The following is a 22,266-nucleotide window of genomic DNA, read 5'->3' as shown; positions in this document are numbered from 1 at the left end:
AGGGTGCGCCCCCGCTTGAAGGCGCCGCCCGGCGACGGTCCACTGGCGGCAGACCCCGCAGGAACGTCGCCATGCTGCATGCACGCCTGGACAACGATTCGGCCTCCAGCATCCACCTGCGCAGCCTGCAGTCCGCGCCGCCGCCGGCGGCACAGGCGGCCAACGCCCCGGCGCTGCAGCCGCTGCAGGGCCGCCACGAGCCGAGCTACCACCCGCAGCTGTCGGCGCTTGCGCCCAGCGCGCCGGCCGCACCGCAGTGCGCGCCCGACGGCGTCGGCCCGGGCGAACTCTCCGCGGTCGCCGGTGGCCAGCAGGCGCAGGAATTCGACGTCGTGCTGTCGCAGCTCGCCACCGTCGTCTATGGCACCCGCGGCGCGCCGCCGGCCGGCTGGTCCGAGGTCACCGACGCCGACCTCGCCGCGCGCGGCATCGACGACCCCGCCGCATGGCGCGCGCAATACCTCGACGGCGGCGACCAGTTGCTGGCCCAGCACTTCAAGGCCGAAATCTACAAGGACTGCGACGGCAACTTCGTGCTCGCCTACCGCGGCACCGACGGCAGCGGCGCGGACTGGATGAACAACTTCCGCCAGGGCGCGGGCTTCACCACCAGCGACCAGGTCGACAAGTTCAGCGGTCTCGCGACGCAGACCGCGGTCGAGTTCGAGCGCCGCTTCGGCACCGTGGACGAAAGCGGCAACGCCACCAACCTCGCCATCACCGGCCATTCGCAGGGCGGCGGACTGGCCTCCGTGGCCTCGCTGGCCTCGGGCGTGCCGGCGGTGACCTTCGACGCGTCCGGCATCCATCCCAACACGCTCGACCGCATGGGCATCGACCCGCAGGCCGCGCGCGACATGGCCGAGGGCGGCCTGATCCGCCGCTACTCCATGCACGAGGACCTGGTGACGCAGTTCCAGGAGTCCAGCCCGTTCGCGCTCGCCGCGCCCGACGCGCTGGGCACGCAGATCGTGGTCAAGCCCGAGGGCGCGCAGGACCTGACCCTGGTGCCGCGCGGCCTGGCCCTGGAAACCGGGCTGCCGACGCCGGTCGCCATCGGCCTGGGTACCGGCCTCGAGGTGCTGGACCGGCTCAACGTCCCGGTGCTGGGCGATGTCGCCAGCCTGGTGCGCGGCGCGGTCAGCCACAGCCCGGAGCTGCTCACCGAGGCCATGATCCAGCAGCAGCCGTGGCAGCCGGGCTACCGGAACCCGACCGATACCGGCCGCGCCCTCACCGACCTGGTGCCGGACGCGCTGCAGGACGATTTCGCGCGCAACACGCATGACCTCGCGAGCGACATCATCGAGGTGGTGGAAACCGACTTCGCCAATGGCAACCACATCGAGGGCGGCTTCAGCATCGCCGGTGACATCGTCGAAGGCGCGTTCAACTCCACCGGCGACACCGTGCGCCACGGTGCCGACGCACTGGCCGACCGCATCGACGACCGCTTCGACGGACCCGTCAGCGACATCGCCGTGAACGTGGTGTCCGGCGGCGGCAAAGCGGTCGAAGCCGTGATCGACTTCGGCGGCAACGTGGTCGAGGGCGGCATCGACCTGATCGGCGATGGGGCCCAGGCCCTGTACAACTGGTTCCGCGGCTGACCGCGCGCCGCTGTGGCACCATCCATGGGCATGCGCACCAGTGCCCTGATCCTTCTCCTTGCGGCCAGCGCGACCGCCTGCAGCCGACCGCCGACCATGGACCACGCCTTCTCCGAGCCCCAGCTTGCACCGCTTGCCGACGCCGCCCTGCGCGGCGACGCCGAGGCGCTGCGCGCCGGCCTGGCCGGCGTCCACCCGGACACGCCCGGCGCGGACGGCACCAGCCTGCTGCAGCTGGCCGTGGCCGCCGGACAGGCGACAGCGGTCGATGCGCTGCTCGACGCCGGCGCCGATCCCGACCGGCAGCCGCCGGGCGGCGGCAGCGCGGTGCACGCCGCGGCGTTCGGCGACGACCCGGAGATCCTGCGCATCCTGCTCGACCGCGGCGGCAACCCCGACCTGCGCAACAGCGTGACCGGTGAAACCCCGCTGGCGCGCGCCATCCTCGGCCGCGGCGAAGCGCAGGTGCGGATGCTGCTCGACGCCGGCGCGGACCCCGGTGCCGCGGACAACAACGGCGGCACGCCCCTGCACGCGGCGGGTTCGATCAACGCCGGAGCGATCGTGTTGGTGCTGCTGGAAGGCGGCGCGCCGGCGCACGCCACCAACTCGGCCGGCGACAGCTTCCAGCCCTACTACTTCCAGCTTGACGAAGCCTTGCTCAACGCGCGTGCGCGCGAAGAGCGCGAGGCGGTGATCGCGTGGCTGCGCGCGCACGACGTCCCGCTGGAGGCGGGCGTCGGCGAGTAATCAGCCGCGGTCCCGCAGGGCACCGCGCATGCGTCAGGCGACCATCAGACGATCGTGCTCAGGGCCAGGCCGGCGGATCGGCCTGCCAGGCCGCGACCACTTCGGCCAGCACCGCGCGGTCGGCGGCGGTCCAGTCGGGCAGCAGCTGCGCAAGGTCCGGCGCCTGCCACTGCCGTGGCTCGGTGCGCACGGCCGCGGCGTACCAGCGCACGGCTTCGTCCTTGCGGTCGAGCTGCCACAGCCCCAGCGCGAGCGTCGGCGGCAGCCATGACGGGCCCTTCAGGCGCTCGGCGCCGGCGATGCGCCACTGCTCGAGCGCGCCGGCGAAATCGCCGCTGCGATACAGGTCCCAGCCCTGGTTCCAGTGCAAGCCATCACGCATGCGCGCGCTCTCCGCGCCCGACCGGGCCTCCGAATAGAGCGCGGCGCCGGTCTCGGCGCGACCCGAGGCATAGGCGATGCGCGCCAGCTGCGCCGACGCCAGCGCGCCTTCGCCCCGGCGGTCGCGGTCGCGGGCCCTGAGCAGGCGCTCGACAGTGGCATCGTCACTGCCCGGAAACAGCTCGAACGACCGCGTCACCGCGCTGTCGACTTCGAAATAGAACTCCTTCGGCCTGGGAATCTCCTGGGCGCACACGGCGAACGGGAGCAGGACGAGAAGGGCCGCGCCAAGGCGGCGCGCGAGATGGCGTTTCATGGCATGACTGCTGGTGGCGGGGCCCCTGTACCCCGCGGGCATAGTAACGGGTGCGCGCCGTGGATTCAGCCCCGGCCCGGACACCATGCGCAGCACCGTCCCCGCCACCGGGCCGCGCCGGGCCGGGAATCACGACATCATGGCCGCTTGCTAGAATCCGCGCCGCTTTTCGCATCCCCGCTCCCGGCCCCCGCGCTCCTCGCGCGCGGGACTCCCGGACGCGCCCTCCGCCAGCGTCCCGCCTGCCACAGGGTCCCGCCATGACCAGCACCGCCGAACTGTCCTCGCCCGCCTCCGCCAGCACCGGCCTGACCCGTGGCGTGACCGATGCGGACTACACGCTCGAGGACAAATACACCCGCACGCAGGGCCGCATCTACCTCAGCGGCGTGCAGGCCCTGGTGCGCCTGCCGATGATGCAGCGCCTGCGCGACCAGGCCGCGGGCCTGGACACCGCCGGCTTCGTCTCCGGCTACCGCGGCAGCCCGCTGGGCGGCTTCGACCTGGAGCTTTGGCGGGCGCGCAAGCACCTTGAAGCCTCCGCCGTGCGCTTCCAGCCGGGTCTCAACGAGGACCTGGGGGCGACCATGGTCTGGGGCACGCAGCAGACCAACCTGTTCCCCGGGGCCAAGGTCGATGGCGTATTCGGCATGTGGTACGGCAAGGGGCCGGGCCTGGATCGCTCCGGCGACGTGTTCAAGCACGCCAACGCCGCCGGCACCCACCACCACGGCGGCGTGCTGGCGCTGGCCGCGGACGACCACGCCTGCCGCAGTTCGACCCTGCCGCACGGCAGCGAGGGCGAGTTCACCAGCGCGCTGATGCCGATCCTCAACCCGGCCGGCGTGCAGGACATCCTCGACATGGGCCTGCTGGGCTGGGCGATGAGCCGTTACACCGGCCGCTGGGTGGGCTTCAAGACGATCGCCGAGACGGTGGAGTCGTCGGCGTCGGTGGACGTGGATCCGTTCGCGATCGGGATCGTGACGCCCGAGGACTTCGACATGCCGCCGGGCGGACTCAACATCCGCTGGCCGGATCCGCCGATGGACCAGGAGATGCGCCTGCACCGCTATGCGGTCAAGGCCGCGCAGGCGTTTGCCCGCGCCAACCGCATCGACCGCGTGGTGGTGGATTCGCCCAAGGCGCGGCTGGGCATCGTCACCACCGGCAAGAGCTACCTCGACGTGCTGCAGGCGCTGGAATACCTGGGCCTGGACGCCGCCGCCTGCGCGGAGCTCGGCATCCGCGTCTACAAGGTCGGCATGACCTGGCCGCTGGAGCCGGTCGGCATCCGCGCCTTCGCGCGCGGACTGGAAGACATCCTGGTGGTGGAGGAGAAGCTGTCCTTCATCGAGAGCCAGATGAAGGAGCTGTTCTACAACTTCGACTTCGGGCTGGCCGGCGGCCGCCGGCCGTCGATCGTCGGCAAGTACGACGAGTCCGGAGAGTGGATCCTGCCCTCCACCGGCGAGCTGACGCCCGCGACCATCGCCGGCGTGATCGCGCGCCGCATCCAGCGCTTCCATGATTCCCGGCACATGCGCGACGTGCTGCGCTGGATGGAAGAGAAGGAAGGCGCACTGGCGCTGCCGCGCGCGCAGTTCCCGCGCGTGCCGCACTACTGCGCCGGCTGCCCGCACAACACGTCCACGAAGGTGCCCGAGGGCTCGCGCGCCATGGCCGGCATCGGCTGCCACTACATGGTGACGTGGATGGACCGCAGCACCGACACCTTCACCCACATGGGCGGCGAGGGCGTGACCTGGTCGGGGCAGGCACCGTTCACCGACACCCCGCACGTGTTCCAGAACCTCGGCGACGGCACCTACTTCCACTCCGGCACGCTGGCCATCCGCCAGTCGGTCGCCACCGGCGTCAACATCACCTACAAGATCCTCTACAACGACGCGGTGGCGATGACCGGCGGCCAGCCGGTGGACGGCACGCTGTCGGTGCCGCAGATCACGCACCAGGTGCGCAGCGAGGGCGTGCAGGAGATCGCGCTGGTCTCCGACGAGATCGAAAAGTGGAGCGACCGTTCGATCTTCCCGGCCGGCGTGACGTTCCATGACCGCCGCGAGCTCGACGCCGTGCAGAAGCGCCTGCGCGAGGTCAAGGGCACCAGCATCCTCATCTACGACCAGACCTGCGCCACCGAGAAGCGCCGCCGCCGCAAGCGCGGCAAGCTGCCCGATCCCGCCAAGCGCGTCGCGATCAACTCGCTGGTCTGCGAAGGCTGCGGCGACTGCGGCGTGAAGTCGTTCTGCGTTTCGGTGCTGCCGAAGGAGACCGAGTTCGGGCGCAAGCGCGAGATCGACCAGTCGGCCTGCAACAAGGACTTCAGCTGCGTCGAAGGCTTCTGCCCCAGCTTCGTCACCGTGCACGGCGGCAAGCCGCGCAAGGGCCAGGCCGCGACCGGCCTGTCGCGCCTGGCCGACCTGCCGGACCCGGTGTTCGCAAGCGACCTCTCGCGGCCCTGGAACATCCTCATCACCGGCGTCGGCGGCACCGGCGTGGTCACCATCGGTGCCCTGCTCGGCATGGCCGGCCACCTGGAGGGCCGTGGTGCCAGCGTGCTCGACCAGACCGGCCTGGCGCAGAAGGGCGGCGCGGTCACCACCCACATCCGCATCGCAGCCGCGCCGTCCGACATCCACGCCGTGCGCATCGCCGCCGGCGAGGCCGACCTGGTGCTGGGCTGCGACATGGTGGTGGTCAACGACTACTGGGCGCTGTCCAAGCTGCGCGCCGGCCGCTCGCAGGTCGTGATCAACAGCTACGAGGCGATGCCGGGCACCTTCACCACGCGGCCGGACATGCAGTTCCCCGCGACCGACATCGTCAGCGCCGTGCGCAAGGCGCTGGGCGGCGACGACGGCGAGGCCGGGGCGGCGTTCGCAGCGCAGGCGCTGCACGTGGTCGACGCCACCCAGCTCGCCACCGCGCTGCTGGGCGACGCCATCGCCGCCAACCTGTTCATCCTCGGCTACGCCTGGCAGCGCGGCCTGGTGCCGCTGTCGCAGGACGCGCTGCTGCGCGCGGTGGAGCTCAACGGCGCCGCGATCGAGATGAACAAGACCGCCTTCGCCTGGGGCCGCCTGGCCGCGGTCGACATCGAAGCGGTGCGCGAAGCCGCCGGCCTGGTGCGCAACGCCCGCACCGCCGCCGAGGACACGCCGACCCTGCTCGACGCCCTGCCCCCGGGCGACTGGGAAGGCAACGAATGGGGCGCCACCAGCGCGCCCAAGCCGCAGCGCCGCGAGGATGAGCTGCGCCACCTGCCCGCATCGGCCGCGACCTCTCTTCCCGAAGGCGCCCCAAGGGCGGATGGGGGCCAGCCGCGCGACACCCTCGCGTTCCTGCCGCTGGACGACGCCCGCCTCTCGCGCAGCCTGGACGAACTGGTCGCCCGCCGCGGCGCCTTCCTCACCGACTACCAGGACGCGAAGTACGCCCGCCGCTACACCGACTTCGTCGCCCGCGTGCGCGCGGCCGAAGAGGCGCGGGCGCCGGGCGCGAGCGACCTCAGCGAAGCCGTGGCCCGCTACTTCTTCAAGCTCATGGCCTACAAGGACGAGTACGAAGTGGCGCGGCTGTACACCAGCGGCGAGTTCGAGCGCCGCCTGAAGCAGCAGTTCGAGGGCGACTATCGCCTCGAGTTCCACCTTGCACCGCCGCTGCTGGCGAAGCGCGACGCCGAGGGGCGGCTGCAGAAGAAGTCCTTCGGCCCCTGGGTGTTCAGCGCGTTCAAGCTGCTGGCCAGGCTCAAGGGCCTGCGCGGCGGACCGCTGGACGTGTTCGGCTATACGCAGGAGCGGCGCACGGAGCGGCGGCTGATCGACGAGTACGAACGCACCGTCGGCGGGCTGCTGGACGCATTGGACGCCGGCAACGTCGTCCTGGCCGCCGAGATCGCCTCGATCCCGGAGCACATCCGCGGCTTCGGCCACGTCAAGGAGGCCCACCTGGCGAAGGCGAAGGCGCGCGAGGCGGACCTGCTGCGCGAGTGGGCGAATCCGCTGCGGATCGTGCAGGCGGCCTGAGGGGAGCAATCTCTCGCGAAGGCGGAAAGGCGCGAAGGCTCGAAGTATCTATTCAAGATAAATTCATTGACAGGCGCAGAACTGGATCAGCATCCAATAATAGCACTATTTGATGTCTTGACTATGTATTCACTGATCTATTCAATATGGATCCATGGACGACTCCCGGCTGACACAGGCGCTGGCCCTGCTGCGACGTGATGGTCCGCTGCCGGCCCGGGACATCGGGCGGCAGCTCGGGATCAGTCAGCCGACCGTCTCGCGCCTGCTGGCCAGCGCCGGCGACCGGGTGGTGCGCATCGGCCGCGCCCGCAGCACCCGCTACGCCGCGGCCCGCGACATCGGCCGGGCGGGGCGTTGCTGGCCGCTCTACCGCATCGGCCCGGATGCACGGCCCACCCTCCTCGGCGAACTCCGTGCGCTGGCCGGCGACGCCTTCCATTTCGCGGCTTCGCGGCCGGCTCCCGCCTTCGTCCATGCCGATTTCGCCCCGGGTCTTTTCCCCGCCCTGCCCTGGTTCCTGGACGACCAGCGCCCCCAGGGCTTCCTGGGCCGCGCCTTCGTGCATCGCATCGCCGGCGACATCGGCGCTCCGGACGACCTGCTGCGCTGGCGGAGCGATGACGTGCTGCTCGCCCTGCTGCGCCACGGCCACGACCAGCCCGGCGACCTGGTGCTTGGCGAAGCGGCGCTGCAGGCCGCGCTGCAGGCCGCGCTCTCCGACGAGGGCACGCTGGCGCCCGAAGCCCGCGCCACGCACTACCCCCTGCTGGCCGACGCCGCGCTGCGCGGCGAGGCACCCGGGTCGTCGGCGGCCGGCGAACAGCCGAAGTTCCTCGCCAATCTGCGCGAGGACGGGGGCGTGCGCTCGCTGGTCGTCAAGTTCAGCGAACGCAGCGACACACCCGCCGGCCGGCGCTGGGCCGACCTGTTGCACTGCGAACGCATCGCCGCCGACGTCCTGCACGACCACGGCCATGCCGCCGCGCGCACCGACGTGCTGGAAGCCGGCGGCCGCGTCTTCCTGGAGTCCACGCGCTTCGACCGCACTCCCGTGCGCGGCCGCCACGGCTTCGTGTCCCTGGCCGCGATCGACGCCGCCTTCCACGGCCACGCCCGCATCGACTGGTGGCGCTACGCCGATGAACTGCAGCGCGACGGCTGGCTGGACGCCGCGGACGCACATCGCCTGCGCGTGCTCGGCTGGTTCGGCGCCCTGATCGGCAACAGCGACATGCACCTGGGCAACGCCGGCCTCGTCCTCGCCGATGACCGCCCGCTGGCGCTCGCACCCGCCTACGACATGCTGCCGATGATGTTCCGTCCCGCAACGAGCGGCGAAGTGGTCGCACGCGAGTTCAGCGCCATCGCGCCGCTGCCCGAGCAGCTCGATGCATGGCGCGAAGCCGCCCACGCCGCACAGGCGTTCTGGTCGCGGGTCGTGGATTCGCGGTCTGTATCAGCGCCCTTCCGGGCCATCGCCGGCCATGCCGGCGAATCCGTCACCCGGGTCGGCGCCCGCTACGCGGCCTGAGCCCGCGACCTCTTCCTCCGCCCGCGCGGGGAAGGAATCAGCCGCTGCAGCCGCCGCAGCAGACCGAGGGCTGCTGCTCGACCTCCGCCGGCTCCACTTCGCCGCCGATCTGGTTGAGCAGGGCCACCAGCTGCGCGGCGTCGATCGCCGCGCTCACGCGCAGGCCCAGCGCCGGATCGATGTCGACCACCGCGGCCGGGTCGAAGGCGAGCAGCGCGTCCTCGACCACCATCAGCGGTGGCAGCGGCCGCGACGCGCGGACATGGAATTTCATCGTCGTCTCCTGCTGTGCGGCGCCCGCGGGTGCCGATGGCTCCATGCTCCGCCCGCGGCCGCAGGCGCGCGCTGACCCAGGTCAAGCGCGCCGAGGCTTTTCAGGCCGCTACTGCGCCAGGTAGCCGCCGCCGACCGCATCCTGCGCAGATGCTGGCCGCGTGCAGGGTGGCGCCGGACCATGCATTGCTGCAACAGCGTGACGCGGCAGCGACGCTGTCCCCGTCCACTCAGTCGACAAGCACCTCGTGCGCGTCGACCACCTCCACGTCCGCCATCTGCCGCGCCCACTGGTCGTACCAGGGCTTGTGCGAGGCACCGACGATGTTGAGGGCCCGGACGCCCGGCTCGCTCGAGATCGCCTCGCGGATGTTGGCGACCATGCGCAGGTTGCGCGTCTCCCACCAGCCGCCGTAGTGGCGTCCGTAGTGCTCCGCAGAAGTGTCGGCGAAGGCGCCGCCGAAGTCCGCCTGCACCTGCTGGTCCTGCGCCCCCGCGGCGTTCATGTCGCGGTACAGCGCCAGCAGGCTCCGGCCGTCATCGACCGCGGCCACCTGGTCGGCCGCGGCCTTGCGGAACGGCAGTTCACCCAGGCGCCCGTAGCGCGCGAGCTGCCAGGCGTTGAAGCCGTCCTCGTCGCCGTAATCGATCCCGTAAGCGGTGTGGTCGTCGACCGCATGCACCCGCTCCAGGCCCGCCGCGGCCGCGACCGCGGCGCCGATCTCGTAGTCCTCGTTCATCCGGCCGGAGCTGCGGTCGAGCACCTCGATCGCCTCGGCGGTGAGACCGTCACCCTCGCGACGCTCGTTCCGCGGCAGCCGCAGCCACTGCACCAGCGCCGACGGCCGCTCGCCCGCCGCAAGGAACAGCATCGCCAGGTGCCGGCGCTGCGCCGCCGAGGGCGAATCCGGCCAGTCCGACAGCCGCTTGCGCACCTCGGCATCGGCCTGCGCCTGCGACATCTCCAGCGCGCGCTGGAAGCCGCTGTCATCGGCGCAGTAGTGCTCATGGACCGCCGCATACCGCTGCGGCGTGGCACGCATCATTTCGCACTGCGCACCCGACAGACGTTCGATGGTCACCATGCCGGGCTTCCAGTCCACCAGCTTCGCGTTCAGGGGCGCCAGCCACTCGCGCTTCCAGCCGTCATGGGCGGAGAGGTGCACGCTACCGAGGTTCATCATCTCGGTGCGGGGGCCGTCCACCGCGGGCTGCGCGCCCAGGGGCGGGGTGAACTGCGCCTGCGCGGACGCGGGCGCGACCGACGCGGCGGCGACCAGCATGATCAGTGCAAGCATCTTCATGGCATTCGTGTCGTGGGGGATGAGCGACCATCCTTGCCGCCGCGTGCGGCGCGCTCAACCATCGATCGTCACGGTGCCGATCGGCCCGCTGCTGCGCCCGCGCGTCACCGGCAGGTTCCACCGCACGCCGGTCACGCGCCTTCCCCGCTCATCACCACGATGAACTCGCCGCGCCCCTGCTCCACCCAGAATTCGTGCCGCATGCCCGCTGGCACGTACACGCTTTCACCCTTCTCGAGCATCCGCTGCTGCCCGTCGAAGCGGGCGTGCACTGGTCCGTCCAGGACGATGAAGATCGAGTCGAACGCATTGGCCTGATCCTCCGCGTCCCGGTTCACGTGCATGCCCGGCTCCAGCCCGTACCAGGCCGTGCGCAGGCCTTCGCCGTAGTACAGCGGCACCGCGTGGCCGCCGTGCACCTCCCGCCCGTGGCCGAAGCCGAAGCGCACGCTGTCGGGCGTGTCCGTGGCGAAGAAGTTGAACCAGGCCGGCATCAACTCGCTGCGCACGCGGCCGCCCCTGGTCCAGGCCACGCCGATGTCCGCCTCCATCGGCGTGGGATCGCTGGCGTGCGCCTGGCCCATGGTGGTGAGGATGTTCATCCGCCCGCTGGCGAGGTCGCAGTAGACCGAACGCTCGGCCTTGAACCGTGTCGCGGGCTCGTCGCCGCCGGCCGGCACCGCCCGGCCCGCGCCGTCCCTGGGCAGCTCGACGCGGAAGGCGTCGCCGGTATCGGTCACCAGCAACTCGAACGCCACCGGACCGGACAGCGGCGCCGCATCGCGCGCGCCCCAGGCCGCGGCCCATTCCTGCACCGCGGCTTCGACATCACATTCGACATTGGCACTGGCAACGCCCGGAACCAGCAAGGCGGCCAGCGCGACGGACAGGGAATGACTGCGCATGTGAACCCTCGGCGTGATGGTGTGTGCGCCGATCCTTGCCGGATCGCAGCGCCACGACACGTGTCATAGGTGCGACTGCGCGCATTCATCCGTACGGTAGCCGGCGCCATCGCCCGGCGTCGCCAAGGCCGGGACCGGCGCACCGGACGCCGATATCGCAACACGCAGCGGCAGGGAGCAATCCATGCCGTTGTCTTTTCTACGGCATGGATGTGTGCCGCCGGGCGATCAGCCTTGGCCGCTGCGCCGCCACGCCAGGCAGCGATTGTTGGCCGGCATCGCCACGTCGGCCAGGCGCGTGAGTCCCGCATCGGCCGCGAGGGCATCCACCGCCTCGAAGTCGCGGATGCCCGAACGCGGATCGCGCGCCTTCAGCCAGGCGTCGAAGTCGCGGTTGCTGTCGCTGGTGTAGTTGCCGCCGTAATTGAACGGCCCATAGGCCACGAGCGTGCCGCCCGGCGCATCGGCCAGCAGCTGGCCGACTCCGCGGAAGAAGGCCTGCACCCCGTCCCAGCCCATGATGTGCAGCGTGTTGGCGGTGAACACGGCATCGGCGGTGACGGCGGGCCAGGGCGACTGCTGTACGTCGAGGGCGAGCGGAGCCGGCGTGTTCGGCAGGCGCGCATCGTCGAGCCATGCACGGATGCCCGGCAGGTTGTCGGCGACATCCGAGGCCTGCCATTCGAGCCAGGGCATGGCGGCCGCGAAGTACGCGGCGTGCTGGCCGCTCCCGCTGCCGATCTCGAGCACCCGATGACGGCCCGCGAAGTGCTCGCTCAGCACGGCGAGGATGGGATCGCGATTACGGTCGCAGGCGGGGGCATGGGGCTTGCTGGAATGCCGGTGCACGTTGCTATCCGCCCGACGCAGGGTGGATGGCGCCGACGGCGCTGTCGGGGAAGGCTGCGGCGCAGAACCTCGCGGCGTCTTCCGCACTGCCGTCGTACCAGAGGCGGATCGTGTTCCTGGCGCTCATGTCAGCGGCCATCGCGCTCCGCCACGCTGGCCTCGCGCGCGCCGCGGAATTCACTGTCCGCATCCCACGCCGGCCATCCGGCCGATCCTGCCACCTCGCGCACCAGCCGCAGCACCACCTCGGTATCCGCCGTCGGCCCGCGCATGTCCCAGCCGTCGTCGAACTCGTCGCCCGGCTGGTGGTAGCGCGTGGCGAAGTAGTCAGCCCGCGCGGCCATGCCGCCGTCCACGCCGCCGTCGATCTGGTCCATGCCGGGTCCGACGGTGATCGCGGGCACGCCGGCCTGCGCGAACGCGAAGTGGTCGGCGCGGTAGAAGAAGCCGGCTTCGAGGTTGGGGTCCGTCGAGTACGTGCGCCCCTCCGCCTCGGCGGCGGCCTGCAGGTCGCGTTCCAGCGAGACCTTGCCCAGGCCCCAGCTCGAGATGTCGCGCGTCGGCCCGTCCGGGCTCCACATCTCCATGTTGATCGCCGCCGCCGTGGTGGCCAGCGGGTGCAGCGGGTTGGCCGCGTAGTAGGTCGCACCCAGCAGCCCGCTCTCCTCCGCGGTCAGCGCGATGAACAGCACGCTGCGCGCCGGCCGCGGCCCTTCGGCCATCACCCGTGCGATCTCGATCATCGACGCGATGGCGGTGGCGTTGTCGACTGCGCCGTTGATGATCGCGTCACCGCTGTCGTCCGGATCGCCGATGCCGAAGCTGTCCCAGTGCCCGGACACGATCACCGTCTCGTCCGCGCGCGCATCGCCCCGCAGCAGGCCGAGCACGTTGCGGCTGGTGATGCGGCTGCGCTCGACATCGAACGCCGCCGAGAACGTCGCATCGCCCAGCGCGCGCGCACGGAAGCCGTGCCGCTGCGCTTCGCGCTTCGCCTCATCGAAGGACAGGCCCGCATCCGTGAACAGCCGCTCCGCCGTCGCACGCTGGATCCAGCCGCGCACGGGCAGGTGATGATCGGCCGCGTCGTCGCGCACGATGTCGAACTGCGGCGCCAGGCGCCCGTTGCGCACCGTGGCCCAGGGATAGGCCGCCGGCTCGGTCTCGTGCACGATCAGCACGCCCGCCGCGCCGCGCTTGGCCGCCTCGATGTACTTGTAGGCCCAGCGCCCGTACCACGTCATCGCGCGACCGCCGAAGCGTCCGGGCGCCGTCTCGAAGTCGGGATCGTTGACCAGCACCACCACCACCTTGCCGCGCACGTCGAGACCGGCGTAGTCGTCCCAGTCCAGTTCGGGCGCGGTGATGCCGTAGCCGGCGAAGACCAGCGGCACGTTGCGCAGGTCGACGCGGCCCGACGGATGCAGAGTTTCCAGCGCGATGTCCTCGGCGTTGGCCAGTTCCCACGCCGCGCCGCCGATCGCGAACGACGCCGTCACCGGCCCCGCGATCTGCGTCCGCTCCAGCGTCACCGCCTGCGTCCAGCCACCGGCGTCGCCCGCCGGCTCCAGGCCCGCCGCCGCGAACTGCTCGCCGATGTAGGCCACCGTCTTTTCTTCGCCCGGCGTGTCCGGTGCGCGGCCTTCGAATTCATCGGAGGCGAGCACGCGGAGGTGGGCGGCGAGCCGGTCGCCGCTGATCGCCGCCTCGGCTCCCGGGGCGACCGTGCCGGAGAGTGAAGGACTCGAACCGTCCGCGGCCGGCGGCGCGCCGCCACCACACGACACCAGCATCGCAGCCGCCAGCGCCACGCCAATCACACGCACCATGAGCTTCACCCCGTTGAGGAACGGCCCATTGTGCCCCGTCGATAGCCCGAGCCCCACCCGGGAACCGCGCGCCACCGACAGTCGGTCCCGCGCTGTCCACCCCGCAGCCCTCTCCCGCAGTCACGCCCGCTACGGCGCGTCCACAGCCCGCCGCAAGGCCTCCAGGATCCGCAAGCCCGCCCGCCCATCCGCCGGCGTCATTCCCAATCGCGCCTGCTCCTCCGCAATCGCCCGCCGCGTCAGCGTCCCCACCATCCCGTCCGCCTCACCGATGGCATGCCCACGCGCCAGCAGCAGCGTCTGCAATTCCCGCCGCTCCGCCCGCCCGATTCCGGGATCATCCGTGGGCCACGCCTTCGCGAACCCGCCACCACCCCGCAGCCGGTCCGCCAGGTGCGCGATCGCCAGGGCATAGCTCTCCGCCGCGTTGTACGAATAGATCGCATCGAAGTTCTTGAACACCACGAACGCCGGCCCCGCCGCGCCCGCAGGCAGGATCACCGCCGCGCGCGCATCCGCAGCCACGCCACCGATCGCACTGCCATCCACGCGCGTCACGCCCTGCGCCACCCACACCGACAGCGGCTTGCGATTCGTCCGACCCGCCTGCGCGGCATTGAAGCCTTGCGGCAACGTCACCTCGTAGCCCCACGGCTCCCCGCTGCGCCACCCGGACATCTTCAGATAGTTCGCCGTCGACCCCAGCGCATCCGGGATGCTGCCCACCAGGTCGCGCCGGCCATCTCCGTCGAAATCCACCGCGATCCGCTGGTAGGTCGTCGGCATGAACTGCGTATGCCCGAACGCCCCCGCCCACGACCCGGTGATGCCCGGATCGACCAGGTCCCCGCGCGCCAGCAGTTGCAGCGTCGCGATCAACTCGCCCTGGAAGAACGGCTGCCGCCGCCCGAAGCACGACAGCGTCGACAGCGACGCCAGCAGCGGCCGCTTGCCGAAGCTGCGCCCGTAGTCGCTCTCCACGCCCCACACCGCCACCACCGTGGCCGGGTCCACGCCGTACTCCGCCTGCACGCGCGCCAGGGTGCCGGCATGTTCGCTGAGCATGGCCAGCCCGTCGTCCACGCGCTGCCGGTCGACCAGCGCTGCCAGGTAGTCCCAGATCGGCGTGGTGAACTCGGGCTGCTGGTTGAGCAGCGGCAGCACCGTCATGTCCGGCGCGAGGTCCGCGGTCAGGCGGTCGAAGCTGGCGCCGTCGACACCCTTGGCGCCGGCTGAGCCGCGCACGCGTGCCATGCAGCCCTTGAAGGCAGCCAGCTCGGCCGCGGAGGCCACCGGCTGCGCAAGTGCCTGCGACACTTCTGAAGCCGATGCATCGGCGGGGGCTGGCGCAGCGGCGGGCAAGGCCAACAACAGCGCTGCAAGGGTAGGGGACAGACGCATCGCAAGCTCCGGATTCGACTCGCCGGATTGTAGGCATGCATCCACATCGCGAACCGTCACGCCGCATGAACGACAGCGCGTGGCGCCCGCTTTCACGGCCAACAGACCGCCACTGCGCTGTCATCAACTGTCCGCAACCGGAACGACCGCGATGGAAGCCCTGCACGACGGCGAACTCTGGATCCTGATGCGCGTGGCCGCCGCGATGGCGCTGGGCGGCGTGCTCGGCATCGAACGCGAGCTCGGCCACCATTCCGCCGGCCTGCGCACGCACATGATGATCGCCGGCGCCGCGGCGCTGATCGTCGGCCTCGGCGACGTGGTCGCCCAGCACTTCGCCCAGGAGCAGTACCGCGACCTGCTGCGCATCGATCCCGGCCGCCTGATCGAGGCCGTGGTCGCCGCCGTCGGCTTCGTCGGCGCCGGCGCCATCCTGCGCGCCCGCGGCAAGCAGCAGGTGCACGGCCTGACCACCGCCAGCTCGCTGCTGATGGCCGCCGCCATCGGCATCGCCGCCGGGCTTGGCAACTACCTGCTGGCGTTCGGCGCATCGCTGCTGTGCGTGCTGGTGCTGGCCGTGTTCCGCCGCCTGGAACGCCGCATCGGCACCGCCGAACCCGGATCCGGCCCCGGTCCCGGCGGAGACTGAAGAACGCACGCGCCGCAGTTGCGGCATGATCCAACACCGACCGCGAGGACTCCCCAATGCACGATCACCGCCCCGCCCGCACCCTTGCCGCCCTGCTGGTGGCACCGCTGGCCTGCATGGTCGCCGCCTGCTCGACCGCCCGCGAGCCGGCGTCCGACCGGCCGCCGCCGACGATCATCGACGGCGTGAGCGGCAGCTGCGACGACAAGGCCGCGGCCGCCTTCGTCGGCCAGACCATCAGCGAAGACGTGTCCGCCAAGGCCAAGGCAGCGGCCGGCGCCCAAGGCGTCCGCGTCATCCGGCCGGGCATGGCGGTGACGATGGACTACCGCGCCGGGCGCCTGAACCTGCATCTCGACGACGCCGGCCGCATCACCCGGGTCACCTGCGGCTGAGGCCGGCGCCATGGCAGGGGGGAGGCCACGGGGGAACACGCCGCGCAGCTGGATCTGGCTGGTCGCGGCGCTGTGCCTGTTCGGCATGTGGCAGGTGCTGCAGCGCGAAGGCGGCCCCGGCCTCCCGCCCGCCGCGGGCACGCACCAGGCTCCCGACGTGGCGCCCGGCCTGCCGCCGCCCGCGCACGGCGATGGCGGCGTCCGGTCCGATCCGGCGCTCGCCTTCCTGCCCGCCGAAGCCCACGCCACCCTGGCCCTGATCGACCGCGGCGGCCCCTTCCCGCACCGCCAGGACGGCAGCGTGTTCCAGAACCGCGAACGCCTGCTGCCGGATCGCCCGCGCGGCCACTACCGCGAGTACACCGTCGACACGCCCGGGCTCGACCACCGCGGCGCGCGCCGCATCGTCACCGGCGGCGACCCGCCGGCCGAGTGGTATTACACCGCCGACCACTACCGCAGCTTTCGCGCCTTCCAGCGCAGGGACGCCCCATGACCGACATCGAGCTCGGCGCCCTGCTGGCCGACGCCAGCCAGGCCGCGGCCTATTTCGTCGACATCCACGATCGCGCAGCCCTGGTCGAAGCCGCCAACGCGCTCGACTTCACCGTTGCCGCGGCCAACCTGGCGGCCGCCGACGACAAGGACGCCCTGCTCGAGCAGATCGCCGAAGCGCTGCAGTTTCCCGCCACCTTCGGCGGCAACTGGGACGCGCTCGTCGACAGCCTGGGCGACCTGTCCTGGCTGCCCGCGCCCGGCTACGTGCTGCTGCTCGACCACTGCACCGACCTGCGCGATGCCGCGCCGGACGACTTCGCCACGCTGCTGGATATCCTGGACGAGGCCGCGTCCGCCCACGCACGCGCAGGCGTGCCGTTCTGGGCGCTGCTTCCGGTGACCTCGCCCGACGCCTGAGCCGGGCCCAGTCGTCCTTGCCTGCCACGACCGGCCCGGCGACGAACACGCCCCGAACACGCTGCGTTCACGATACTTCGCGCAGGCCCACCCTCCGAGGACCGCCGCGATGACGCGACTGCTACCCGCCGCCCTTGCCGCCCTGGCGCTGTCACTGAGCGCCTGCAGCGACCCGAGCGAAGCCTATACACCGGTGGACCAACTGCCGTCGGCAGACGTGCCCGTTGCAGGCACCACGGACCCCGCGCCCCTGTCGGAGGCGGAGCCGCTGCACGAGCCCGCGCCCGTCGATCCGCTGCCGGTGCCGACCGACCCCGAAGTCCCGCCGATGGACCCGCTCCCGCCGCCCACGGACGACACCCCGCTGGACGACGCCACCCGCCCGCCGCCGGTCGACCCGACGATGGACGACGCAGACCCGCTTACCCCCGCGGATCCCCGATAAAGCGCAGGAACTCCTGACGCGTGCGCGCGTCGTCGCGGAAGCCCCCGACCATCTTCGAGGTCACCATGCTCACCCCGCGCTTGTGCACGCCGCGGGTGGTCATGCATTCGTGGCTGGCCTCGACCACCACGCCGACGCCGCGCGGCTTCAGCACGTCCTGGATCACGTGCGCGATCTGCGCGGTCATCTTTTCCTGCACCTGGAAGCGGCGCGCATAGGCCTCGACCACGCGCGCCAGCTTGCTGATGCCCACCACCTTGCCGTCGGGCAGGTAGCCGACGTGGGCACGACCGATGATCGGCGCCATGTGGTGCTCGCAGTGGCTTTCGAACTGGATGTCGCGCAGCACGATCATCTCGTCGTAGCCGCAGACCTCTTCGAAGGTGCGCTCGAGGTATTCGTGGGGCTCCTCGGCGTAACCGCTGAACCAGTCGCCGTAGGCGTCGACCACGCGCTTGGGCGTGTCGAGCAGGCCCTCGCGCTCCGGGTTGTCGCCGGCCCAGCGCAGCAGTGTGCGGACAGCCTGCTCGGCCTCGTCGCGGCCCACGCCGTTGCGCTGTTCGTCCGGATTGGCCATGGGGGTCGCTCCTGTCTGGGACCGCATATGGTACCGCGCCGGCCATGACCATCTGCCGTGGCGGCGCGTGCGCGACCACCACACAATGCCCCGTCATCCCCCGTCCCGGAGAGTCCCGCCATGCGCCCAGCTTCCGCCCGCTCCCCCCTCGCCATCGCCCTGGCGCTGGTCCTGCCGCTCGGCCTGGCCGCCTGCGACCGCGCCGCCACGGACGCCCCCACCACCGGCACCACGGCGGCAGCGCCGGCGACGGCGGAAGAGCGCGAGGCCGAGACCGCGCGCCTCAACGCCTGGTTCGAGGAGCAGTTCGAGGAACAGCTGCAGTTCAGCCCGATCCGCATGACCTTCCTCGGTCGCAAGGAGCTGTACAACCAGATCGACGACGTGTCCGAGGCGGGCATCCAGAAGCGCCTTGCGTGGATGGAAGCCTCGGTGCAGGCCATGGAGTCGAACTTCGACTACGACCGCCTGGACCCCGAGGCGCAGCTGTCCTGGGACCTGTGGAAAAAGCAGTACGAAAGCGCCCGCGACGGCATGCCCTTCCTGCTTGACGGCTACGCCTTCGACCAGATGAGCGGCATGCACAGCATGGCCCCGACCTTCATGATCAATTTCCACCGCGTCGACGATGAGTCCGACTACCTGGCCTACGTCTCGCGCCTGCGCGCGCTGCCGCTGATGTTCGACACCCTGGTCGAGCGCGCCGGCGAGTCCGCCGCAGAGGGCATCCGCCCGCCGAAGTTCGCCTGGGAAGGCGTGATCGACCAGTCGAAGAAGGTCGTGGGCGGCGCGCCGTTCGAAGACGGCCCCGACAGCGCGCTGTGGGCCGATGCCCAGGCCAAGGCCGATGCCCTGGCCGAAGCCGGGACGGTCACCGCCGAACGCGCGGCCGAGCTCAAGGAGGACGCGCGCAAGGCGCTGGTGGAGGACGTGAAGCCCGCCTACGACCGGCTCATCGCCTACGCCGGCGAAGAGCTGCCCAAGGCTTCGGTCAATCCCACCGGCGTGGGCCAGACCCACCCCAACGGCGCCGCGTACTACGCCTACCAGCTCGAGCAGAACACCTCCACCGACATGAGCGCCGACGAGATCCACGAACTCGGCCTGTCGGAAGTCGCGCGCCTGCGCGGCGAGCTGGAGAAGGTGCAGGCGCAGATCGGCTTCGAGGGCGACCTGCAGGCCTTCTTCCTGCACGTGCAGGCCGATCCCGAGCGCCTGTATCCCAACACCGACGCCGGCCGCCAGGCCTATATCGACGACGCCACCGCGGCCATCGACAACATCAAGCAGTACCTGCCGCAGTACTTCGGCCTGCTGCCCAAGGCCGACCTGGAGGTCAAGCGCGTGGAAGCCTTCCGCGAGCAGGACGGCGCCGCGCAGCACTACTATCCGGGCACGCCCGACGGTTCGCGGGCAGGCATCTATTACGCGCACCTGTCGGACATGGACGCGATGCCCAAGACCGAGCTCGAAGTCATCGCCTACCACGAGGGCCTGCCCGGCCATCACATGCAGATCTCCATCGCCCAGGAGCTCACGGGCGTGCCGACCTTCCGCACCCAGAACTTCGACACCGCCTACACCGAGGGCTGGGGCCTGTACTCGGAGTGGCTGGCGAAGGAGATGCCCGACACCTACCAGACGCCGTATTCCGAGTACGGCCGGCTGATGTCGGAGATGTGGCGCGCGATCCGCCTGGTGGTCGACACCGGCATGCACGCCAAGGGCTGGACCGAGCAGCAGGCGGTGGACTACTTCCGCGCCAACAGCTCGGTGCCCGACGCCGCGATCAAGTCCGAGGTGCAGCGCTACCTGGTCAATCCCGGCCAGGCGACCGCGTACAAGGTCGGCATGATCCGCATCCAGGAGCTGCGCGCCAAAGCCGAGGCCGAGCTGGGCGAAGGCTTCGACATCCGCGGCTTCCATGACGCCGTGCTGGGCGGCGGCGCGATGCCGCTGGACCTGCTGGAGCGGCGCGTGAACCGCTGGGTGGAGTCGCAGAAGGTCGGCTGACCCGGCCCCGCGTGACCTGGAGGGCCCCGCCGTGGCCGGGAGGCCTTCGCGGCTCATGTCCCCCGGCATCCGCCTGGCGGCGGATGCCTCCTCCTTTACTTCCCCGCGAAGGCCTCCCGGCCACGACGGGGCTCGCTTCGGCTGCAGATGCGCGAGCCGGGCTTCGCTCCTGCGCCACCGCGTACTGCTGCGCACCGGGTGCCAAGGCCCTTGAGAGCGAAGTCAAGGAGGAGGTGCTGGCCGCAGGCCAGCGCCGGGGGACATGAGCACTCAAGGGCCTTGGTACCCGGCGCCCGAGAGCATCAATGGCGCGCCATTCCCTCAGTTGGGGGAAGAACCTGGAAAAGCCGGGGGAGGAAGTGACTCTGACCCCGGTTCTTTTTGACGGCGGCGCACACGATGCCTGCCATCATGTGCGCATGAGCACGCCCCCCGATTTCGCCTCGCTCGAAGTCCCGCCCGCCCTGCTGCAGGGCGTCGAAGCCCTCGGCTTCACCACCATGACCCCGATCCAGGCGCAGGCGCTGCCGGCGATCCTGGACGGCCGCGACGTGATCGCGCAGGCCCCGACGGGCAGCGGCAAGACCGCCGCCTTCGGCCTGGGCCTGCTGCACCGGCTCGATCCCGCGCTGGGCACGACCCAAGCGCTGGTACTGTGCCCCACGCGCGAACTGGCCGACCAGGTCGGCAAGCAGATGCGGCGCCTGGCGCTGGGCATCCCGAACCTGAAGGTCTCGATCCTGTGCGGCGGCATCCCGCTGGGTCCGCAGCTGGCCTCGCTCACGCATGCACCGCACGTCGTGGTCGGTACGCCCGGGCGCATCCAGGAGCTCGCCGCCAAGGGCGCGCTGTCGCTGAAGTCCGTGCGCACCCTGGTGCTGGACGAGGCCGACCGCATGCTCGACATGGGCTTCGAGGACGACATCCGCGACCTGGTGAAGCGCACGCCCAAGGACCGCCAGGGCCTGCTGTTCTCGGCCACCTTCCCCGACGCGATCCGCGCGCTGGGCCAGACCATGCTGCGCGAGCCGCTGGAGGTCAGCATCGACGGCGGCGCGCAGCCGGCCGCGATCGAACAGCTGTTCTTCGAGGCCGAGCCGACGCGCCGCGCGCCGCTGCTGGCCGCCCTGCTTCTGCGCCACCGCCCGGAGTCCGCGGTGGTGTTCTGCAACACCCGCGCCGATACCCGGGAGGTGGTCGGATCGCTCGAACACTACGGCTTCTCCGCGCTGGCCCTGCACGGCGACATGGAGCAGCGCGACCGCGACGAAGTGCTGCTGCAGTTCGCCAACCGCAGCTGCAGCGTGCTGGTGGCCAGCGACGTCGCCGCGCGCGGGCTGGACGTCGAAGACATCGGCGCGGTGGTGAACTACGAACTGCCCACTGACGTCGACACCTACCTGCACCGCGTCGGCCGCACCGGACGCGCCGGGCGCGCCGGCCTGGCGCTGAGCCTGGTGACTCCGCGCGAACGCCCGCGCGCCGAGCTCGTCGCCGAACGCCAGGGCAAGCCCTTGCGCTGGGAAAGCGTGGCGCCGCTGTCGGGCAAGGCCACCAACGTACCGGTGCCCGCGATGGCGACCCTGCGCATCGACGCCGGCCGCGGCGACAAGCTGCGCCCCGGCGACATCGTCGGTGCCCTGACCGGCGACGCCGGCCTGCACAAGGACGCGATCGGCAAGATCGACGTCTTCGCCACCCGCAGCTACGTCGCCATCGCGCGCGGCAAGGCCACGCAGGCGCTTGAACGCCTGCGCGCCGGGAAGATCAAGGGGCGGAAGTTCCGGGTGCAGCCGATCTAGCCACGGATCGAAACGCTGCCGGCGGGTCCGCGGCGCTCCGCGCCGGGTGCCAAGGCCCTTGAGTGCTCATGTCCCCCGGCAATGGCCTGCGGCCATCGCCTCCTCCTTGACTTCGCTCTCAAGGGCCTTGGCACCCGGTGCGCAACAGTGCGCGGTGGCCCCAGGAGCAAAGCGGGCATCTCGCGCAGTTGCAACAACGCCGAGCCCCGCCGTGGCCGGGAGGCCTTCGCGGGGAAGTCAAGGAGGAGGCATCCGCCGCCAGGCGGATGCCG

At 71.2% G+C, this 22,266-nt stretch carries 19 protein-coding genes and 1 pseudogene; 11 read left to right on the top strand and 9 right to left on the bottom strand.

The annotated features are described in order from the left end of the window. Window positions 1-71 precede the first annotated feature (71 nt). Both E2169_RS13645 and E2169_RS13640 read left to right on the top strand, forming a co-directional pair. The gene (locus tag E2169_RS13645; protein ID WP_132987163.1) at window positions 72-1,610 is read left to right on the top strand and encodes a Tle-like phospholipase domain-containing protein; all 1,539 of its coding nucleotides are present in this window, start codon (window positions 72-74) and stop codon (window positions 1,608-1,610) included. A gap of 30 nt (window positions 1,611-1,640) precedes the next feature. Further along, complete coding sequence (locus E2169_RS13640; protein WP_165942438.1) at window positions 1,641-2,360, top strand: ankyrin repeat domain-containing protein; 720 nt, start codon at window positions 1,641-1,643, stop codon at window positions 2,358-2,360. Between the two features lie 58 nt (window positions 2,361-2,418). On the opposite strand, the gene E2169_RS13635 is transcribed toward E2169_RS13640, so the two are convergent. Then, window positions 2,419-3,057 carry a tetratricopeptide repeat protein gene (locus tag E2169_RS13635; RefSeq protein ID WP_132987161.1) on the bottom strand — a complete coding sequence of 213 codons (639 nt, stop codon included), beginning with the start codon at window positions 3,055-3,057 and terminating at the stop codon, window positions 2,419-2,421. Between the two features lie 320 nt (window positions 3,058-3,377). Between E2169_RS13635 and E2169_RS13630 the strand changes: the two genes are divergently transcribed. Both E2169_RS13630 and yjjJ read left to right on the top strand, forming a co-directional pair. Beyond that, window positions 3,378-7,103, top strand: coding sequence for an indolepyruvate ferredoxin oxidoreductase family protein (locus E2169_RS13630; RefSeq protein ID WP_370465154.1), 3,726 nt, complete (start codon window positions 3,378-3,380; stop codon window positions 7,101-7,103). Between the two features lie 154 nt (window positions 7,104-7,257). Further along, entirely contained in the window at window positions 7,258-8,637 is a 1,380-nt protein-coding gene (gene yjjJ / locus E2169_RS13625; RefSeq protein WP_132987159.1) for a type II toxin-antitoxin system HipA family toxin YjjJ, read from the top strand. 37 nt (window positions 8,638-8,674) lie between these two features. Here yjjJ and E2169_RS13620 read toward each other — a convergent pair whose 3' ends face one another. The 7 genes and pseudogenes from E2169_RS13620 to E2169_RS13590 form a co-directional block, all read right to left on the bottom strand. Next, window positions 8,675-8,911: a hypothetical protein gene (locus E2169_RS13620; RefSeq protein ID WP_132987158.1), complete on the bottom strand. Its 237-nt coding sequence runs from the start codon at window positions 8,909-8,911 to the stop codon at window positions 8,675-8,677. 229 nt (window positions 8,912-9,140) lie between these two features. After that, window positions 9,141-10,214: a DUF5694 domain-containing protein gene (locus tag E2169_RS13615; RefSeq protein ID WP_132987157.1), complete on the bottom strand. Its 1,074-nt coding sequence runs from the start codon at window positions 10,212-10,214 to the stop codon at window positions 9,141-9,143. A 131-nt stretch (window positions 10,215-10,345) separates the two neighbouring features. Beyond that, window positions 10,346-11,119, bottom strand: a complete 774-nt coding sequence (locus tag E2169_RS13610; protein ID WP_132987156.1) for a cupin domain-containing protein — start codon at window positions 11,117-11,119, stop codon at window positions 10,346-10,348. A gap of 228 nt (window positions 11,120-11,347) precedes the next feature. Beyond that, the gene (locus E2169_RS13605; RefSeq protein ID WP_132987155.1) at window positions 11,348-11,968 is read right to left on the bottom strand and encodes a DUF938 domain-containing protein; all 621 of its coding nucleotides are present in this window, start codon (window positions 11,966-11,968) and stop codon (window positions 11,348-11,350) included. A 10-nt stretch (window positions 11,969-11,978) separates the two neighbouring features. Next, window positions 11,979-12,095: pseudogene (locus E2169_RS14510) on the bottom strand (VOC family protein); the annotation flags it as partial. 1 nt (window position 12,096) lies between these two features. After that, window positions 12,097-13,797 (bottom strand): M28 family peptidase, encoded by a 1,701-nt coding sequence (locus E2169_RS13595; RefSeq protein ID WP_229659228.1) that lies wholly within the window; start codon window positions 13,795-13,797, stop codon window positions 12,097-12,099. A gap of 129 nt (window positions 13,798-13,926) precedes the next feature. After that, window positions 13,927-15,198: a lytic murein transglycosylase gene (locus E2169_RS13590; RefSeq protein ID WP_132987181.1), complete on the bottom strand. Its 1,272-nt coding sequence runs from the start codon at window positions 15,196-15,198 to the stop codon at window positions 13,927-13,929. Window positions 15,199-15,349: 151 nt separating this feature from the next. On the opposite strand from E2169_RS13590, the gene E2169_RS13585 reads away from it, so the two are divergent. The 5 genes from E2169_RS13585 (at window position 15,350) to E2169_RS13565 (ending at window position 17,602) form a co-directional block, all read left to right on the top strand. Continuing rightward, complete coding sequence (locus E2169_RS13585; protein ID WP_132987154.1) at window positions 15,350-15,847, top strand: MgtC/SapB family protein; 498 nt, start codon at window positions 15,350-15,352, stop codon at window positions 15,845-15,847. Window positions 15,848-15,903: 56 nt separating this feature from the next. Then, window positions 15,904-16,242: an I78 family peptidase inhibitor gene (locus E2169_RS13580; RefSeq protein ID WP_132987153.1), complete on the top strand. Its 339-nt coding sequence runs from the start codon at window positions 15,904-15,906 to the stop codon at window positions 16,240-16,242. 85 nt (window positions 16,243-16,327) lie between these two features. Further along, entirely contained in the window at window positions 16,328-16,738 is a 411-nt protein-coding gene (locus E2169_RS14590) for a guanyl-specific ribonuclease (protein WP_132987180.1), read from the top strand. After that, on the top strand, window positions 16,735-17,157 hold the full coding sequence (locus E2169_RS13570) for a barstar family protein (RefSeq protein WP_132987152.1): 423 nt from the start codon (window positions 16,735-16,737) through the stop codon (window positions 17,155-17,157). The genes E2169_RS14590 and E2169_RS13570 overlap by 4 nt, the downstream gene beginning before the upstream one ends. Window positions 17,158-17,266: 109 nt before the next feature. After that, the gene (locus E2169_RS13565) at window positions 17,267-17,602 is read left to right on the top strand and encodes a hypothetical protein (RefSeq protein ID WP_132987151.1); all 336 of its coding nucleotides are present in this window, start codon (window positions 17,267-17,269) and stop codon (window positions 17,600-17,602) included. Here E2169_RS13565 and folE read toward each other — a convergent pair. Further along, the gene (gene folE, locus E2169_RS13560) at window positions 17,580-18,179 is read right to left on the bottom strand and encodes a GTP cyclohydrolase I FolE (protein WP_165942437.1); all 600 of its coding nucleotides are present in this window, start codon (window positions 18,177-18,179) and stop codon (window positions 17,580-17,582) included. The genes E2169_RS13565 and folE overlap by 23 nt on opposite strands. 120 nt (window positions 18,180-18,299) lie before the next feature. Here folE and E2169_RS13555 point away from each other — a divergent pair, with 120 nt between their 5' ends. Further along, the gene (locus E2169_RS13555; protein WP_132987149.1) at window positions 18,300-20,192 is read left to right on the top strand and encodes a DUF885 domain-containing protein; all 1,893 of its coding nucleotides are present in this window, start codon (window positions 18,300-18,302) and stop codon (window positions 20,190-20,192) included. Between the two features lie 419 nt (window positions 20,193-20,611). Further along, window positions 20,612-21,994, top strand: a complete 1,383-nt coding sequence (dbpA, locus tag E2169_RS13550; RefSeq protein WP_132987148.1) for an ATP-dependent RNA helicase DbpA — start codon at window positions 20,612-20,614, stop codon at window positions 21,992-21,994. The last annotated feature ends 272 nt before the right edge of the window (window positions 21,995-22,266 follow it).

This window comes from Luteimonas terricola, assembly GCF_004352845.1.
In the GTDB taxonomy this organism is placed as follows: domain Bacteria; phylum Pseudomonadota; class Gammaproteobacteria; order Xanthomonadales; family Xanthomonadaceae; genus Luteimonas; species Luteimonas terricola.
This window is presented reverse-complemented; position numbering and strand designations above follow the sequence as displayed.